The following is a 17,178-nucleotide window of genomic DNA, read 5'->3' on the forward strand; positions in this document are numbered from 1 at the left end:
AGGGTCGCGGCCGTTTTGATACTTGTATGGAAACTATAGTTTCCCTGATAAAGCATCATATGGGATCAAATGAAAGTGAAAAACAGCATACATTGTGCTCAAACGCAGGCGATGGCCCGAATGTATGTGGAAAACAGTATACATTGTGCTGACACGCAGGCATGTGGCCCGAATGTATGTGGAAAACAGCATAGATTGTGCTCAAACGCAGGCGATGGCCCGAATGTATGTGGAAAACAGCATACATTTTCCAGCGTGCGGGTGTCCAGAATAGGTAGTTCCATTTCCCGCTTAAACAGCGGAGTGGACGGAACGATTGTGGAGAAGCGGCAGCGTTCGCCTCCCCGAATTTTCACCGCTAAGGAGAATCAATAAAATCTGGGGACAACAGCGATCGGAACAACGGTCCGTTCACGCAGCGTCCACCCAAGTGCTCACGTTAATCCTACTCCTCAATTCCTTTAACTCCAAATAAAAAACCTGTCCCAAGCGCCATTCCATGGCATTTTGAGACAGCCTTTTCAGCATGAGCAGAATAGTTTAAACGCCAATAGCTGATATTATTCTTTAGGGATTAATTCGAAAATCTTGCCGGTCTCCAGCGCTTCGATCAGCTTCAGCAGCCAGCGGTAATATTTAATGGCTTCCTCAATCTTGAGCTCGTCGGTGTGGAGCAGGCGCGACAGGTCGGGCTCGTCCGCGTAATCAATTTTCATTTGCCGGATTTCGGCGAGTGATTTGTTAAGGGCGGTCATATTCCCTTCAACTGCTTTTCTCCATTTAATAGAGAAGTAATCGCTGAAGTTCTGATGCCAGTCGGGAACCACCTCGAACAGATCCTTGCGGGTGCCCTTGCCCCAGACTTTATCGATCATCTTCAAATCCAGCAGGGTACGTACTCCAGTACTCATGGAGGTCTTACTCATGCCCATGGTGCTGCTTAGTTCATCCAGTGTAACCGGGCCCTCATTAAAGTACATGTAACCGTATAAATGCCCGATGGACAGGGTGATGCCGTATAAATCCATATTTTTGCCGATAGAGTCGATGACCCGTTCACGGGCTTTGCTGATTTTTTCTATTTGCTCGGGCAAAAGCCCCTCTAAATCGTTCATGATGTCCCTCCTGAGGAATAGGCTGACATTCTGCATGTCTCTCCTAGTGTATTGTAATCAAATCCCCGGCAAGAAGTAAAGAAATCATCATTAACGGAATACGGCGTTAAACAGAGTATTCTATACGTAAAGTTTGTAAAGTTAAAACTGTACACTAAATTTTAAGCGAATATGCGCTTTGCTTATTTTTTCGTAAGTCCGTTACACTAGGTCAGTAGCGTTAACCCGAAATTAAAGGGAGAGAAGGAGGTCACCATGGCAATTATAGAGGTGAAACAGTTAACCAAAGTATTCGGTCATGATGCAGCACGGGCGCTTCCATTATTAGAACAAGGCTGGTCTAAAGAAAAGATCGCCCGGGAAGCGAAGCTGACGGTCGGTGTGAATAAAGCCGAATTCAGCATTGAAGAGGGAGAAATATTTGTCATTATGGGATTGTCGGGCAGTGGTAAATCCACGCTCGTCCGTCTATTGAACCGGCTGATTGAGCCTACCGGAGGACAGGTGCTGTTCAAGGGTAAGGATGTTGTCAAGATGAATCCGGAGCAGCTTCGGGAATTCCGGCGGAAGAATATTGGTATGGTCTTTCAAAAGTTCGCGCTGTTCCCGCACCGCAGTGTGCTGGCTAACGCAGAATACGGACTGGAAGTCCAGGGTGTGGAGCGAAGCAAACGAACCCGGCTGGCGATGGAGGCTCTTGAGCTTGTGGGGCTGAAGGGCTGGGAGAATCACCGTCCGGATCAGCTCAGCGGAGGCATGCAGCAGCGTGTCGGCCTGGCGCGCGGTCTGGCCAATGATCCTGACATTCTGCTGATGGATGAAGCCTTCAGTGCGCTTGATCCGCTGATCCGCAAGGATATGCAGCAGGAATTGCTGGAGCTCCAATCCAGAGTGAAGAAGACGATTGTCTTCATCACGCATGATCTGGATGAAGCGCTGCGGATCGGGGACCGTATTGCCCTGATGAAGGACGGGGTCATTGTCCAGATCGGATCGCCGGAAGAAATTCTGATTCAGCCTGCGAACAAATATGTGGAACGCTTCGTGGAGGATGTGGATCTGTCCAAAGTATTGACCGCTTCCCATGTGATGCGCCAGCCGGAGATGATCCGTCCGGAACGCGGTCCCCGGGTAGCGCTGCAGCTCATGCGGGACAGCGGGGTCTCCAGCCTGTATGTCGCAGATAATGAGATGCGGCTGCAAGGTCTGCTGACAGCGGATAATGCCTCACAGGCCTTGAAGGAGAACCGCAGTATTCTGGATGTGATGCTGCGCGACATTCCCCGGGTTCAGCCGGATACCCTGCTGAATGATCTGTTCGAGCTAATGTCGGAGACGCATCTGCCCGTTGCTGTAGTTGGGGAAGGCGAGAAGCTGAAGGGCATTGTTATCAAAGGGGCCGTGTTGTCTGCCCTGGCCGGTAACGCGGTTCCTGAAGGAGGAATTGGTTCATGAATTTACCCAAAATACCGCTCGGTAAGGGCGTAGAATGGATTGAAAATTGGCTCACGACCTACTTCGGCCCTATATTTGATATCATTCATGCTGTGATTGGCGGAATGGTGAGCGGGATTGATGCGGCGCTGAATTTCCTGCCCGCCATGGTGCTGACCCTTCTGATCGCAGCTCTGGCCTACTGGATCGGCAAATGGCGGATGGCGCTGTTTGCGGTGGTCGGACTGCTCCTGATTGACAATCTTGGATTATGGGGGCCGTCGATGCAGTCGCTGGCCCTGGTACTGACAGCCTCTCTGCTGGCTGTAGTGATCGGGGTTCCGCTCGGAGTACTGTGTGCACAGAGCCGGACTTTCCAGAACATTGCCACCCCTATCTTAGACTTCATGCAGACGATGCCGGCGTTCGTATATCTGCTTCCAGCCGTGTCGTTCTTCTCGCTGGGGGTCGTTCCCGGCGTCATTGCTTCTATTATATTTGCTATTCCGCCAACGATCCGGTTAACGAACCTGGGGATTCGCCAGGTCTCACCGGAGCTGGTGGAAGCGGCGGATGCCTTCGGTTCAACCGCAGGGCAGAAGCTGTTCAAGCTGCAATTGCCGATCGCGCTCCCGACCATTATGGCCGGGATTAACCAGACGATTATGCTCTCGCTGTCTATGGTCGTCATCTCGTCCATGATCGGTGCCCAGGGTGTAGGTGCCTATGTATACCGTGCAGTATCACAGGCGAAGACGGGTGCGGGCTTCGAGGCGGGGATTGCGATTGTTATTATTGCCATCCTGCTGGATCGTCTGACCCAGAAGCTCTTCAAATCCAAACCACAAGAATAGGAGTGTATGATTAATATGAAAAGAATCCAATCGATAAAGCGCAGACCCCTGGTCTTGCTGATGCTGCTAATGGCTGTAATTCTGGTAGCTGGTTGTTCGTCCAATACTAACAGTACGGTGAAGCTGGCTTATGTGGCCTGGGATTCCGAGATCGCCAGTACGAACGTAGTTAAGGAAGTGCTGGAAACGAAGCTCGGCGTGAAGGTGGAGATGCTGCAGGTCGATGCCGGGCCGATGTGGGCCGGGATTGCGGACGGAAGCGCGGATGCCATGGTAGCCGCCTGGCTGCCGAGTACACATGCTTCTTATCTGGAGAAATACGGCAAGGACATTGAAGATGCCGGTGTGAATCTGGATGGAACGAAGACCGGGCTTGCTGTTCCCGCCTATATGGAGATCAACTCCATTGAAGATCTGAATAATGCGGAAGTAGCGGCAACGCTGGATAAGCGGATTATCGGAATTGAGCCGGGGGCCGGAATTATGACGGCCACGGAAAAAGCGCTCGAAGCCTACGGCTTGAGCGATTATACGCTGCTGGAGAGCTCGTCGGCGGCAATGGCGCAGGAGCTGCAGAAGGCTTTTGACAAGAATGAACCGATTGTAGTGACAGGCTGGACGCCGCACTGGATGTTCGCCAATATGGACCTCAAGTACCTGGACGATCCGAAGAATGTCTACGGCGGTGCCGAGCAGATTCATACCATGGTCCGCTCAGGTCTGAAGGAAGATATGCCGGATGTGCACAAGTTCCTGAGCCAATTCAAATGGACCGCAGAGGATATGGAGCAGGTTATGGTCAAGATTCAGGGCGGACAATCGCCTGAAGAAGCGGCCAAGGAATGGGTAGAGAGTAATGAAGCCAAGGTTAATGAGTGGACGGCTGGCATCTCTGCTTAAGTGAACTCTGTAGGGTTCAGTGATCTGGCGGCGATGACCGATGTGTGCTATGATGAGAGAAAATAAGCAACAATTCTGTAACTTGTACGCTTATGTCGCAGAATCTATAGTTAGATGTTCAATAAACACCCCGCAAGGGGTGTTTTTCTTCAACGTTAAAGAGCGGTTCCTTTACATGCTGCTAAGAGTCAGGAAAGGAGAGCGCTCCATGACCGAGATCATCAATGCCTGGATTGACTGGCTGCTGCAAAGTTTGGGACTTAGCGGCCCGTATATTGTTTTTGCTACCTTTCCGCTCGCCGTGCTGCAAAGCTTGTTCGGATTTTTCCCCCTGGCGATTCTGATTGTGCTCCATGTCTCTGTATTCGAAGTGATCGGCGGGATGGCTGTCAGCTGGCTGGCCTGCAACCTGGGCGCTGTAGTCGTCTATTTTCTCTTCCGGCGCTATCTCTTCGACTGGTTCGACCGCAAATGGGGCTACAAGCTCAAGAAGTATGAGAAATGGCAGACCTCTCTGGACCGTTACGGCATCTGGACCCTGGTGCTGCTGCGTACGATTCCGATTGTGCCCAGCAATATCATCAATCTGATGTCAGCCGTGTCTCCGATGAAGCCGGCGGCTTTTGTCTGGGGGACGGTGCTCGGCAATCTGTCTTATATCTGGCTGTTCGGTACGCTCAGCTCCTCGCTCATTGTCCCGCGTGAGGACTGGAACGGTTATCTGTTGTGGTATGGCGTATTTATGCTGATTCTGCTTGCTATCTTTGTCCGGCTGCATTGGGGGCATCTTCAGGAGGATAAGCGCAAGCGGGCGGGGCATTAGAAGAACGTTGCTGCGGTGTGCTGCCGCGGGGATGTTCTTTTTTTGTGGATTAGGAAATTATGATTTGCGTCCGATGTGGATAAGTTGTACATAAAGTTGGGGGTAAGTGTCTTGGAGCATCGGCAGGATGACTATATTCTGGATCAGTAATAGGAATGACTGCGCTAATTTCACCGAACAGCCGAATATGGTCGAAAAACCGACTACATTCGGTGCGGCAGAAGCGTGTGGGCCGGATAGGGTCGAAAAACCGACTACATTCGGTGCGGCAGAGGCGTGTGGGCCGGATATGGTCGAAAAACCGACTACATTCGGTGCGGCAGAAGCGTGTGGGCCGGATATGGTCGAAAAACCGACTACATTCGGTGCGGCAGAGGCGTGCGGGCGGAGTGTGGTCGAAAAACCGACTACATTCGGTGCGGCAGAGGCGTGCGGGCCGATGTATGAGGAAAACGAATACCATGTGGCACAGACAGTAACAAATTTAGAGAAATCCTGCAAGAAGTGCAACAATGCTGCTCCATACATGCGGCCGGTGAGGGAGACAACCCTCAGAATGGACCAGATATATCAAAGCGAAAGCCCCACATTGTGGGGTTATTTCGTACGGGTGCTGAATAGCTTAGTAGTACAGAGGCGGCTTGACCGCAGGAATGTCGGGAGGGACGGCAGGGCATGGGCAGAATCAGAAAATGGGGGAAACGGAGCACAGGCGTACCGCTCTTCGGGCGTCTGCGTCTGCCGGACTTCAGCGGAAGCGGTCTGAGGGGGTCTGGCGGGCGCCGCCAGGCCTTCAAGGCCAAACCGTCCAGAGCGGGAATCCGGCCGCCGGGCGCGGGTTCGGGAGCAAGGTTCGAAGCGAAGCCGTCAAGACCCGGCGTCGGGCTGGCTGGCCGGAGCTGGGGGCGGAGCGGGGGCTTCGTGGCGAAGCCCTCCAGGTCCGGCGTCCGGCTGGACGGGAGTGGAGCGGATTACGGGACAGCGAAGCCGTCCGGGAGAGCAGCGGGCGCTCCGGGCCAGCGGGTCTGGCGTAAGGCCGGGCGCGGTGGCGGAGGCTTCCGCCTGTTCGGCAGCAGGGAAGGGCAGCGGCAGGAAGCTGCCGGGGACAAGGGGCGGAAGCCGCGCAGACGGGGCAGATTCTGGATCGTTCTGAGCCTGCTGCTGCTTCTGGCGGTGCTGCAGGGGCTGCGTTATGTGGAGCAGCATCTGAAGCCGCCGATTCTCCATCTGGCACAGATCCGGGTGAAGCAGATCGCCACGGAATCAATTAACAAGGCGATTACGTCCCAGGTGGCGGACGGCGGGAATGCCGAAGCGCTGATTGACTGGAAGACAGACAAGAACGGCAAAATCTCCGGCTTCATGCTCAACTACAAGGAGCACATGCGGATTACCTCACAGGCCGCCGAAGTCATCCAGTCCACGCTGCAGGAGCTGCATAACCGGACGGAATATATTCCGCTCGGGCAGGCTCTCGGCAGCCCGCTGATTGCCTCCTATGGTCCGGATATTCCAATCAAGGTGGAACCGCAGGGGGCAGTGAAGGTCGAGCTGAACACACGGCAGCAGAATGCCGGAATCAATATGATTCTGGTTGAGGTCTATATTCATATTGTGACCGAGGTAGCGGTTGTAATTCCATTTGACATGGAGCCGCAGGTGGTGGATACCGAGATTCCCGTCTCCTACCTGATGGTAGTCGGTGACGTTCCAATGTACTACTATGACAATCAGGGCAAGCCTGTCGGCGAGAACGGCAGCAGCGCCCCGGGCATCGCCATCCCAGCCCCTTCGCTGAGTACTGAGAAGGGCAGCTCCGGCGTGGACAGTATACCAGCAGGCGCTAACAGCAGCTCCAACTCAGGCGGATCAGGCGGACATGCGGGCAGCGGGGAGACTGAGCCGCCTGCGGGAAGCGGCAACACTGCGCCGGGCGCAAACGCCGGGAGCGGCGGAGGGAATGCGGGCGGCACAGATTAAAGAACAGGAGATCAGAGTGTGAAATGAAGGGGCTGTCCCAAAAGCCATGAAATGGCTGCTTGGGACAGCCCCTTTGGGTTACTATACAGGAAATTATAGTGACTCCAATGTAGTCGAAAAACCGACCACATTGGGCGTGGCAGAGGTGAGGATCCAATGTAGTCGAAAAACCGACCACATTGGGCGTGGCAGAGGTGAGAGGACCCAATGTAGTCGAAAAACCGACCACATTGGGCGTGGCGGAGGTGTGAGGGCCCAATGTAGTCGAAAAACCGACCACATTGGGCGTGCAGAAGGCGCGCTGGAAGAACGTACGCATGATCTATTTCAAATCCACCGTTCCAACAGGAATCCACTAGGAATGAACCGCAATGACTTCTATAATAAGGGCAATGCTGCGGCTGACAGGGGCTGTAAGCCAATCTTGGGGGGCTGAGACTAATGAGAATATTGATTGTAGATGATGAGCCCAGACATCTGAGGGGGATGGTGAATCTGATCGGACGCCTTCGGCCGGAGGATCAGGTGGTGGCGGTGAAGGATGGCTTGTCGGCTATGGAAATGGTGAAGGCTCACCGGCCCGAAGCCATATTAACGGATATTCGCATGCCCGGAATGGATGGGCTTGAATTTCTTGAACGGCTTAAGCACGAAGGGTTCCAGACTAGGGTTGTAATGGTATCCGCTTACAATCTGTTCGAATATGCGCAAAAGGCAGTCCATTATGGGGCTTATGATTACCTGCTGAAGCCGGTGGAGATTGGCCAAGTAGCAGATGTCCTGAGCCGGATTGACCTTCTGCTGACAGCGGAACAGAGGCAGCGCCGTGAAGAGGAAGAGATGCAGCACCGGCTTAAGCTCGCTTCTTCCGCCTACCTGAACCGGCTCATGCTGTCCTGGCTGAACGGAAGTGCGTCCTTGGCCGAGCTGGCGGAGCTGGACGGTTATGATTGGCTGCGGGAGAGCGGTGTCGCAGTGTATTCGGAGCTGAACTTCTGCGGGGATAGCGGGGAGAGGCAGGACAGCGGCGTGTTCATCCGTGCTCTGGAGCAGGCCTGGAGCAGGTGGGGGGAAGCCATCACGATTCCCTTGAGCGGGATGACGGAGGACGGCCCTCTTGCCGCCGTTACCTTGATTACCCTGGAAGCCCTTACCGGGGACAAGCGGGAAGAAGCCCGGTCCATCGCTCATTCCTTGGCGGCGGATTGGACGCATACCGGAGAGCTCACCCACGGGATTGGCCCGGAATGCCGTTCCCTCCGGGAGGAAGCGCCGCGGTCCTATCTGGCGGCCAGAACGGCCAACAGTTACAACTTCTATGATTTCCGGCAGGGGCTGCTGTTTTCAGATGAGATCAAGTCTTCTTCCCGCGAGGCCGTTCCTGACTGGAGCAAGGTCTATGAGGCGTTGAAAATGGATGATGCTGCGCTTGTTCTGGAAGCTTATGTGGAAGCCCTCTGCCAGCTTGCAGACGGTGGACATGCCAGCCCTATGCTGCTAAAGGAGCAGGCATCGCTAATGCTGCTGCAGATCCGGAGTGAGCATCAGGACATTCTGGATAAGCGAGCGCAGCAGAAGCTGACCGGTACGGCTACGATGCTTATCCGCTCATGCCGCTCGTACCCGGAGCTGGTGGCCCAGTTGGGGCAGGCACTCCGGGAAGCGCATTTGGCCTTAGCCGTATCCCGGCAGGATCAGGGGGAGAGCATGATCGCTGAATGCCTAAGCTGGATACAGCAGCATATGAAGGAGGAGCTTACACTGGAGCGGGCAGCTGAGCATTTCCATTTTAACCCCTCCTATTTCAGTACACTGATCAAGAACAGGACGGGAAAAACGTTCTCTGAGCATGTGACGGCGGCCCGGATGAAGCGGGCCAAGGTGCTGCTTACCGGGGAGCCGCTCCGAATATATGAGATATCCCTGGAATGTGGATTTCAGGATACGAAATATTTTTGCCGCGTATTCAAGAAGTATTACGGCATGTCGCCCAAGGCCTATAAGCATGCGCTGTCGCAAAGGAAACGTGAGGCATGAAGATTACCTTCCGATACCGGCTGCTTGCCAGCTACATCCTGCTGATAGCGATTCCCCTGCTCGTTCTGGGGGCTTTGTTCTACCGGACCAGCCTGAAGATTATTACAGAGCAGGCGCAGAAGAATGTGTATGAGATTGTCAGGAAGAACAATGAAGTTATGGACACCAAGCTGCGGATCGTGGACCAGAACAGCATGTCCTTGTTCCTCGATAAGGATCTGTTCCGCATCTTCAACCAGCTGGACCCCGCGAATGAAGCGGAGCTGTTCGCAGCCGACCGGCAGGTGACGGCGGTGCTCGGCAAAACCTTTTCCCAGAACCAGGATATCTTTGCCTACCAGCTATGGACCTCCTACTTCACCTTCGGACAACCCCTGCCTCAAGGAGAACCGACGCAATCGGATATCTACCGTATGGCCCGGCAGGCCGGAGGGAAGCTGGTATGGATACCGACTTATGAGTTCGCGTCCATGTTCAACCAGCCCTATCTGCAAAGCGGGAATCTGGAATTCCGTTTTCTTTTCTCGGCTACACGCCTGCTGGATTTCACCTATCTGAGCAATACGAAGCTTGCCAAAATGGATGCCGGAGTGGAACGCCCCGTACTTGCCATAAGCTTCAAATCCGAGGTGCTTAAATCCTTGTATGCAGACAGCCTTCCGGGAAACTCGCGCTACATGGTGCTTGATCCGCAGGACAGGGTAGTCGCCAGCAGTGAGCCGGGTCAGGTTGCACAGATCTATAAGGAGGCAGGGCTGGACAAGCTGCAGCGGGAGAACAGCGGGGCACGGAGAATGAAGCTGGACGGCGAAGCGGTGATCGTCTGCTTCGACCGTTCGGAGGTGACCGGCTGGATGTCTGTGGTGTGGATACCGGAGGCAGGGCTGGTGAGCAGCTTTGTGCCGGTGATCCGCACCTCGATTACCGTGCTGGCCGTTGTGATGGGGATTGTGGCTCTGATCTTCGCCTTCTTCATTGCCGGCAAAATCACCAGGCCAATCAAGCGGCTGTTAAGCGCAATGAAATCGGTGGGCGAAGGAGATTTCCAGACCCGCGTGGATGTGGTGAGCCATGACGAGTTCGGCATTTTGACCCAGCGCTTTAACCGGATGAATGACCGGATTCACCTGCTGGTGACGGAGAATTACGAGATCAAGCTGAAGGAGAAGGAGGCTGAGATACAGGCGCTGAATATGCAGATGCATCCGCACTTCCTGTACAATACGTTGAATGTGATGAACTGGACGGCAATTGAGAATGATCAGCAGGAGCTTAGCAGGATGCTTGTCTGTCTGTCCAACATGCTGCATTATACCTCCCGGAAGACATGGGACGCCGTACCTTTGTCCGAAGAGATGAGCTGGATGAGTAATTACTTCTATATAATGTCGATCCGCTTCGAAGACAAGTTCACCGTGGAGTATGATATGGACCCTCGGCTCCTGGAGTACGATGTGCCGCGGCTGCTGTTCCAGCCTTTTGTGGAGAATGCGATTCTTCACGGCTTCGACCGGACCGAGTCAGGCGGCATTATTGGAATCCGCGGCTGGATTAACGGCAGAACCCGGCATTACGAGGTAGCTGACAACGGGCGGGGCATGAGTGCGGAGACGGTACACAGGATTCTGTATCAGAAATCTTCCTCCGTGGGCATTAAGAATACTATTGACCGCATTCAGATGACCTACGGGGGCGAGTACGGGATATCCATCTTCTCGACTCCGGGAACGGGCACGAAGGTAGTGATTACTTTGCCGCTATAAGCCAATCCCGGTCCACCAATCCAAAGAGATTAGGGTTATGTAAGCGCTATCTTATATTTTATAATAAATACATCATAGACTGCAGCTATGAACCCGTTAAACTTAGAAATCGAGAGGGGCTTGGAATATGTCGCAACCCAGGAAATCAGTCTTCATCACATTGGCTCTGGTTCTGATGCTTGCCGCTGTGCTGTCTGCGTGCTCGAAGTCTAATACTGCAAGCCCTGACACTTCCGCATCTTCCGGGAATTCCGGATCGAAGGAGAATATTAAGCTGCGGATGACGGTCTGGGGCTCACCGGAGGAAGTGGCTCCTTATAAAAAAGCGATTCAGAATTTCGAGGCCAAGCATCCGAGCGTCAAGGTCGAGCTTCAGCATATTGCCGCCGATTATGATACCAAGCTGACGACTATGGTCGCCGGGAATGATGTTCCGGACATTGCCATGATGGAATCGGGCACCATTGCTTTTCCGATGGCGGAGCAGGGCAAATTCTATAATCTTCAGGAATTCCTGGATACGGATGCCGATATCAGTCCGGATACGCTGGTTCCCAATATTACCTACTCGCTAGAGCCGGGCAATGTTATCGGGATCGGTCCGGGGCCTGAATCCTTCGGCCTGTTCTACAATGAGGATATCTTTAAGGAAGCTGGAATTGAACCTCCCCCGTCGAATGTGGCCGATGCCTGGACCTGGGATGAATTCGTCGAAGTCGCGAAGAAGCTCACAGTAGACACGAACGGCAAGACGGCAGACCAGGAGGGCTTCAATCCGGCAAAAATCAAGCAATACGGCGCAAATATCTCCACCTGGTGGGGGGTATACAGCAACTTTATCTACTCCAACGGAGGGGATTTCATCTCGGCGGACGGCAAAACCTTCGGCCTGAACCAGCCGGAAGCGGTGGAAGCCCTCCAGAAAATATCTGATCTCATGAATGTGCATCATGTATCCCCTTCACCGGTACAGTCTAAGAACATTCCCGCGACGAATGTGGCTCTCCAGACCAAGAAGGTGGCGATGACTGTAGACGGGCAATGGGCAAGCGCAGGCCTCGCCCAATCGAAGTTCAACTTCAATGTCGGGGTCATGCCTGTAATGAAGGAGCCGGTCACCACCGTGGTCTGCGGCATGTTCTCCATCTTCAAATCCACGAAGCATCCCCAGGAGACCTGGGAGCTGCTGAAGGCGCTGCTCGATCCTGAAGCTTCCATTGATATGCTGACAGCCGGAACCTGGATGCCTTCACCTAAGGATTGGTACACCGATCCTGCACTGCTGGCCAAATGGACAGAGAATCTGGATGCCAGACCGTCCGGCTATAAAGAAGCCATTGTGGATGTGATTCTGAGCAAGGGTCATCAGACGCCGACCGGATATGTGAAGAACTTCAACAATATTATGGACCTCGTCAATCCCGCCCTGGATAAGGTATGGCTCGGCCAGCAGACGGCCCAGGAGGCGATGGACTCCATCGCCGCGAAAGCCCAGGCCCAGATTAAGGGGCGGCGCGATATCAAGGAATAATCAACTGCGAAATCACAGCATGGAGCGGCGTCCGTTGCCTCGTTCGCCGCTTTTTGTGCACTGAAAGAATGGATATGCGATTTCGAGACTGGAGGCCGGTATGCGAAAGGGAATGTTCTATGGGCTGTTATTCACGGCCCCCGCCATCCTTGGATTTGCCATTTTTACGCTGGGTCCCATGATCGCAAGTCTGGTGCTCAGCCTGACCGACTACAATGTGTTCAAGGAACAGACCGCCTTTGTGGGTCTGGATAATTTCACACGGCTGTTCTCAGGGGAGGATGAGCTGTTCTACAAATCGCTGGGGATCACCTTCTATTTCGTGGTGCTGCGTGTCCCTGCGGTGATTCTCCTCTCCTTCGGGATTGCGCTGCTGCTGAATCTCAATGTGAAGGGAAGGGCGATCTTCCGTACGATCATCTACCTTCCGAGTATTGTGCCGGCGGTGGCCTCGGCCATGATCTGGATGTGGCTGCTTAACCCCGATCTGGGCCTCATCAATTCGCTGCTGAGCCGTCTGCATCTGCCGACCAGCAACTGGCTGTACGGGGAAGGGAGCGTCATCCCGTCGGTGGTCCTCACCACGCTGTGGGGCATCGGCAGCACGGTGATTATTTTCCTCGCCGGACTCTCTGGCATTCCCCGGCAGTATTACGAAGCGATTGAGGTGGACGGGGGCGGCTGGTTCCGCAAGCTGAGCCATGTGACGGTTCCGATGGTCACCCCGACGATCTTTTTCAATACCATCATGACCATTATCGGTTCCTTTCAGGTCTTCAACGAAGCTTACATTCTGACGCAAGGCGGACCGAACAACCAGAGTCTGTTCTATGTATTTTATCTGTGGAGAACAGGCTTCCGGGATGCCGAAATGGGCTATGCATCTGCGCTGGCCTGGATCTTGTTCATCATCATTCTGTTCTTCACCTTCATCGTGTTCAGAACCTCGAAGTCGTGGGTGTATTACGAAGGGGGGGACCGGACTTGAGGCCATCGAAGCTTTCACTTACCGCAGGCTACGGAGCGCTGATCCTGATCTCCGGCATGTTCATCATTCCGTTTGTCTGGCTGATCCGCAGCTCGCTGATGAATTTGTCGCAGATTTTCACCATGCCTCCCGAATGGATACCGAAGCCGTTTCAATGGAGCAACTTTCACAAGGCGCTGACGGTGCTGCCGTTCGATGTGTTCTTCAAGAACACGCTGATTATCGTAGTTACGGTGCTTGTGGGGACCGTGATTACCAGCAGCATCGGAGCGTTCGGATTCTCACGGATTCAGTGGAAGGGCAGGGATAGAGTGTTCGCGATCCTGATGACCAGCATGATGCTGCCGGCGGCGGTCACGATTATCCCGAGCTTCCTCGGCTGGCAGATGATGGGGTTATACGATACGCTGTACCCGCTCATTGTACCCGCTTATTTCGGAGGGGGGATCTTCAATATTTTCCTGCTCCGGCAATTCTATTTGACGATTCCGCGCGATTTCGATGAAGCTGCCTTTGTGGACGGGGCGAATTACTGGCAGATCTATACCCGGATCATCTTTCCCTTAAGCCGTTCGGCGATTATCGTCGTTGCTCTGTTCAGCTTCCTGGCGTCGTGGAATGACTTCATGGGTCCGCTGATTTATCTGAAAAGCGACAGTCTCTTCACCCTCGCGCTGGGCCTGCAAATGTTCCAGGGGACCTACACCGCGCAGTGGGATCTGCTGATGGCGGCCTCGGCCACGGTCGTGCTGCCCTGCGTCATTGTATTTCTGGCCGGACAGCGTTACTTTCTGGAGGGTATTACCTTAACGGGATTAAAAGGATAAAGGAGGCGGGAAACGGAAATGGCAGAGCAACAAGCGAGGATTCATGCCTGGCAGGGCGTGTCTTTTACGGGAGTCACCATAGACGATCAGTTCTGGCTGCCGCGTCTGAAGGTGCTCCGGCAGACCACGCTGCCGGACTGCCTGTCCAAATGTGAGGAGACCGGCCGCATCAGGAACTTCGCCAAGGCCGGGGGACTGCTGGAAGGGCATTACGAAGGGAAGTATTATAATGATTCGGATGTCTACAAGGTGCTTGAAGGCGCGGCCTATGTCCTGATGTCAGAGCGGGATGCGGCGCTGGAGGCTGAGGCTGACCGGATCATCGGGCTGATCTCGGCTGCGCAGGAAGCAGACGGTTACCTGTGCGCTTATTTCACCCTGGAGAATCCAGAGGGCAAATGGACGGACATGGAGAAGCACGAGATGTACAACGGCGGCCATCTGATCGAAGCGGCGGTTGCCTACTATGAAGCGACCGGCAAGCGTGAGCTGCTGGAGGTGGCCTGCCGTCTGGCCGATCATGTTGACGGGGTGTTCGGCCCCGGCAAGCGGCACTGGGTGGAAGGGCATGAGGAGATCGAGCTGGCGCTGGTGAAGCTTTACCGCGCCACGCAGACTGAGCGCTACTGGAAGCTGGCCTTGTGGCTGCTGGAGGAGCGCGGCCATGGACACGGCTCGGGCGCGATCTGGGACAATCCCGAATGGGGACCGGCCTATTGCCAGGACGATGTCCCCGTCCGCGACATTAAACAGGTCACCGGCCATGCCGTCCGGGCGGTATATCTGTATACGGCAATGGCGGATATTGTCCATGCTTCCGGCGATTCCGCTTATGCGGAGGCTCTTCACCGGGTCTGGACACATACGGTGGAGCGGAACATGTATGTAACGGGCGGCATCGGGCCGTCCAGGCACAATGAAGGCTTCACCTCCGATTATGACCTGCCCAATGAGACCGCCTATTGCGAGACCTGCGCCGCCATTGCCATGGTGTTCTGGAATCACCGGATGAACCTGACGTTCGGGGACGGCAAATATGCCGATGTGGTAGAACGAGAGATGTATAACGGCGCTTTGTCGGGGATCTCCCTGTCCGGGGATCAGTATTTCTATGAGAATCCGCTGGCTTCACAGGGCGGGCATCATCGTGTGCCCTGGTTTGAAACCTCCTGCTGTCCGACCAATCTGGCCCGCTTTCTGCCTTCCCTGGGCCAATACGCCTATGCTGTTACAGAGGACGGCCTTGCGGTGAATCAATATATGAACAGCGAAGCGGAGCTTAGGCTTGCCGGCGGGCTGGACGTCAGGCTGAAGCTAAGCACCCGGTATCCCTGGGATGGCCGGATAGAGCTTGAGGTGAACCCTGCTGTAAGCGCCGAATTCAGTATCCGGCTGCGGGTGCCGGAGTGGTGCAGCGGGTACCGGGTGGAGGCAGGAGGCATCAGCATCGGGGAGGCGGAAGCCTTGACGCATCAGGGGTATCTGGTGCTGGACCGGAAGTGGTACCCGGGAGATAAGGTTGTGCTTGAGCTGGATATGCCCGTGAATAAGGTGCGGGCCCGGACGGAGGTGGAGGCCGACCGAGGGCGTGTTGCCGTGCAGCGGGGACCCGTTGTATATTGTCTGGAGCAGACGGACCATCCCGGATTATCGTATGATGGATACTCCATTCCGTCCGGGGCGAAGTTCCGGGTGGAGCACCTGCCGGAGCTGCTGGGCGGGGTAACGGTGCTGCTGAGCCGGGATGCAGACGGCAGGCCGCTCAGGTTCATCCCCTATTACGCGTGGGACAACAGAGCGCCCGGTTTCATGCAGGTCTGGATTCGGGAACCGGAAGGAAGCGGCCTGTACAGGTTTTGAATTCGCTAGTGCAGAGCAAAGGAGGAGATTCCCTTGCGCGGAATTACGAACCCGGTTATCCCGGGCTGGTATGCTGACCCGGAGGCCAGAACTTATGGGGGCAGGCATTATGTGTATGCCACTAGATCCTTCACGGAATATACCCGGCAGATGAATCTGGATGCCTTCAGTTCCGAGGATCTGGTTCACTGGACGACCCACGAGGGGATCATCGAAATGGAGGATTTCCCCTGGATCTGGAGAGCGGTATGGGCTCCGACCCAGATTGAGCATCACGGCCGGCATTATCTGGTCTTTGCCTCGAACGATATCCAGAAGGACGGCGAAGCCGGCGGGCTGGAGATTGCTGTTGCGGATGCTCCCGAAGGCCCCTACAGAGGCTATCTCCACCGGCCGCTGATCGGCGGATTCGTTCACGGCGCGCAGCCGATCGACGCTCATCTGTTCAAGGATGATGACGGTGCAATCTATCTGTATTACGGGGGCTGGGGCCATTGCAACGTGGCCCGGATGAATGAGGAGATGACGGGGTTTGTTCCGTTCCCGGACGGAGAGGTCATCCGTTCCGTCACCCCGCCGGGTTATGTGGAGGGGCCGTGTATGATCAAGAAGGACGGCCTGTATTATCTGATGTGGTCAATGGGCGGATGGACCAATGGGACCTACCGGGTCGCTTATGGCGTAAGCGACAACCCGCTTGGTCCATTCCCGAACCTGGGGACCATACTGGAGAGGCAGGAGCCGGTGGCGGAAGGCCCCGGCCATCATGGATATTTGCATCTGCCGGACCGTGATGAATGGCTGATCGTCTATCACCGCAGACTCATCGGAGACCGGGAGCCGGGCAACCGCATGTTATGCATCGACAGACTGGAACTCGGTGCAGGCGTTATCAAGCCGGTAAGGATGACCGACCGGTGGTAAGCTTGTCGGCTTATCGTAGGTGAATACAGGAGGAATGAGGCCTTGGCTATGACGGGGCCTCTTTTGTCGTGGTGCTGGAGAGGAATGCGTCATGGTGTCTCCGAGCTGGTTCGGGAATCTGCTATGGCCGCCGATTGATGAT

14 protein-coding genes are annotated in these 17,178 nt (G+C 54.8%); 13 read left to right on the forward strand and 1 reads right to left on the reverse strand.

Features of this window, described 5'->3' with window-relative positions; translation table 11 throughout:
* Positions 1-560: 560 nt before the first annotated feature.
* Complete coding sequence (locus MHH78_RS07880) at positions 561-1,115, reverse strand: GbsR/MarR family transcriptional regulator (RefSeq protein WP_036732568.1); 555 nt, start codon at positions 1,113-1,115, stop codon at positions 561-563.
* A 255-nt stretch (positions 1,116-1,370) separates the two neighbouring features.
* Between MHH78_RS07880 and MHH78_RS07885 the strand changes: the two genes are divergently transcribed.
* The 13 genes from MHH78_RS07885 (at position 1,371) to MHH78_RS07945 (ending at position 17,036) form a co-directional block, all read left to right on the forward strand.
* Positions 1,371-2,570: a quaternary amine ABC transporter ATP-binding protein gene (locus MHH78_RS07885; protein ID WP_076085023.1), complete on the forward strand. Its 1,200-nt coding sequence runs from the start codon at positions 1,371-1,373 to the stop codon at positions 2,568-2,570.
* Complete coding sequence (locus MHH78_RS07890) at positions 2,567-3,403, forward strand: ABC transporter permease (protein ID WP_036732574.1); 837 nt, start codon at positions 2,567-2,569, stop codon at positions 3,401-3,403. Before MHH78_RS07885 ends, MHH78_RS07890 begins: the two co-directional genes overlap by 4 nt.
* Positions 3,404-3,418: 15 nt before the next feature.
* Positions 3,419-4,303 (forward strand): glycine betaine ABC transporter substrate-binding protein, encoded by an 885-nt coding sequence (locus MHH78_RS07895; RefSeq protein WP_076085017.1) that lies wholly within the window; start codon positions 3,419-3,421, stop codon positions 4,301-4,303.
* Between the two features lie 208 nt (positions 4,304-4,511).
* Positions 4,512-5,126 (forward strand): TVP38/TMEM64 family protein, encoded by a 615-nt coding sequence (locus tag MHH78_RS07900; RefSeq protein WP_076085014.1) that lies wholly within the window; start codon positions 4,512-4,514, stop codon positions 5,124-5,126.
* A gap of 127 nt (positions 5,127-5,253) precedes the next feature.
* Entirely contained in the window at positions 5,254-5,892 is a 639-nt protein-coding gene (locus tag MHH78_RS07905; RefSeq protein ID WP_341167056.1) for a hypothetical protein, read from the forward strand.
* A gap of 383 nt (positions 5,893-6,275) precedes the next feature.
* Positions 6,276-7,106, forward strand: coding sequence for a sporulation protein YunB (yunB, locus tag MHH78_RS07910; RefSeq protein ID WP_445668088.1), 831 nt, complete (start codon positions 6,276-6,278; stop codon positions 7,104-7,106).
* Positions 7,107-7,547: 441 nt separating this feature from the next.
* Positions 7,548-9,143, forward strand: a complete 1,596-nt coding sequence (locus MHH78_RS07915) for a response regulator (RefSeq protein WP_341167057.1) — start codon at positions 7,548-7,550, stop codon at positions 9,141-9,143.
* Positions 9,140-10,906 (forward strand): sensor histidine kinase, encoded by a 1,767-nt coding sequence (locus MHH78_RS07920; RefSeq protein ID WP_341167058.1) that lies wholly within the window; start codon positions 9,140-9,142, stop codon positions 10,904-10,906. The genes MHH78_RS07915 and MHH78_RS07920 overlap by 4 nt, the downstream gene beginning before the upstream one ends.
* 127 nt (positions 10,907-11,033) lie before the next feature.
* Entirely contained in the window at positions 11,034-12,437 is a 1,404-nt protein-coding gene (locus MHH78_RS07925) for an ABC transporter substrate-binding protein (RefSeq protein ID WP_340938224.1), read from the forward strand.
* A 100-nt stretch (positions 12,438-12,537) separates the two neighbouring features.
* Positions 12,538-13,425, forward strand: coding sequence for a carbohydrate ABC transporter permease (locus tag MHH78_RS07930; protein WP_076085002.1), 888 nt, complete (start codon positions 12,538-12,540; stop codon positions 13,423-13,425).
* A 56-nt stretch (positions 13,426-13,481) separates the two neighbouring features.
* Positions 13,482-14,252, forward strand: coding sequence for a carbohydrate ABC transporter permease (locus MHH78_RS07935; protein WP_341170295.1), 771 nt, complete (start codon positions 13,482-13,484; stop codon positions 14,250-14,252).
* Between the two features lie 18 nt (positions 14,253-14,270).
* Positions 14,271-16,112 carry a glycoside hydrolase family 127 protein gene (locus tag MHH78_RS07940; RefSeq protein WP_341167059.1) on the forward strand — a complete coding sequence of 614 codons (1,842 nt, stop codon included), beginning with the start codon at positions 14,271-14,273 and terminating at the stop codon, positions 16,110-16,112.
* A gap of 33 nt (positions 16,113-16,145) precedes the next feature.
* Complete coding sequence (locus MHH78_RS07945) at positions 16,146-17,036, forward strand: glycoside hydrolase family 43 protein (protein ID WP_341167060.1); 891 nt, start codon at positions 16,146-16,148, stop codon at positions 17,034-17,036.
* Positions 17,037-17,178: the final 142 nt, after the last annotated feature.

Source organism: Paenibacillus sp. FSL H3-0333 (assembly GCF_038002805.1).
In the GTDB taxonomy this organism is placed as follows: Bacteria; Bacillota; Bacilli; order Paenibacillales; family Paenibacillaceae; genus Paenibacillus_AQ; species Paenibacillus_AQ silagei.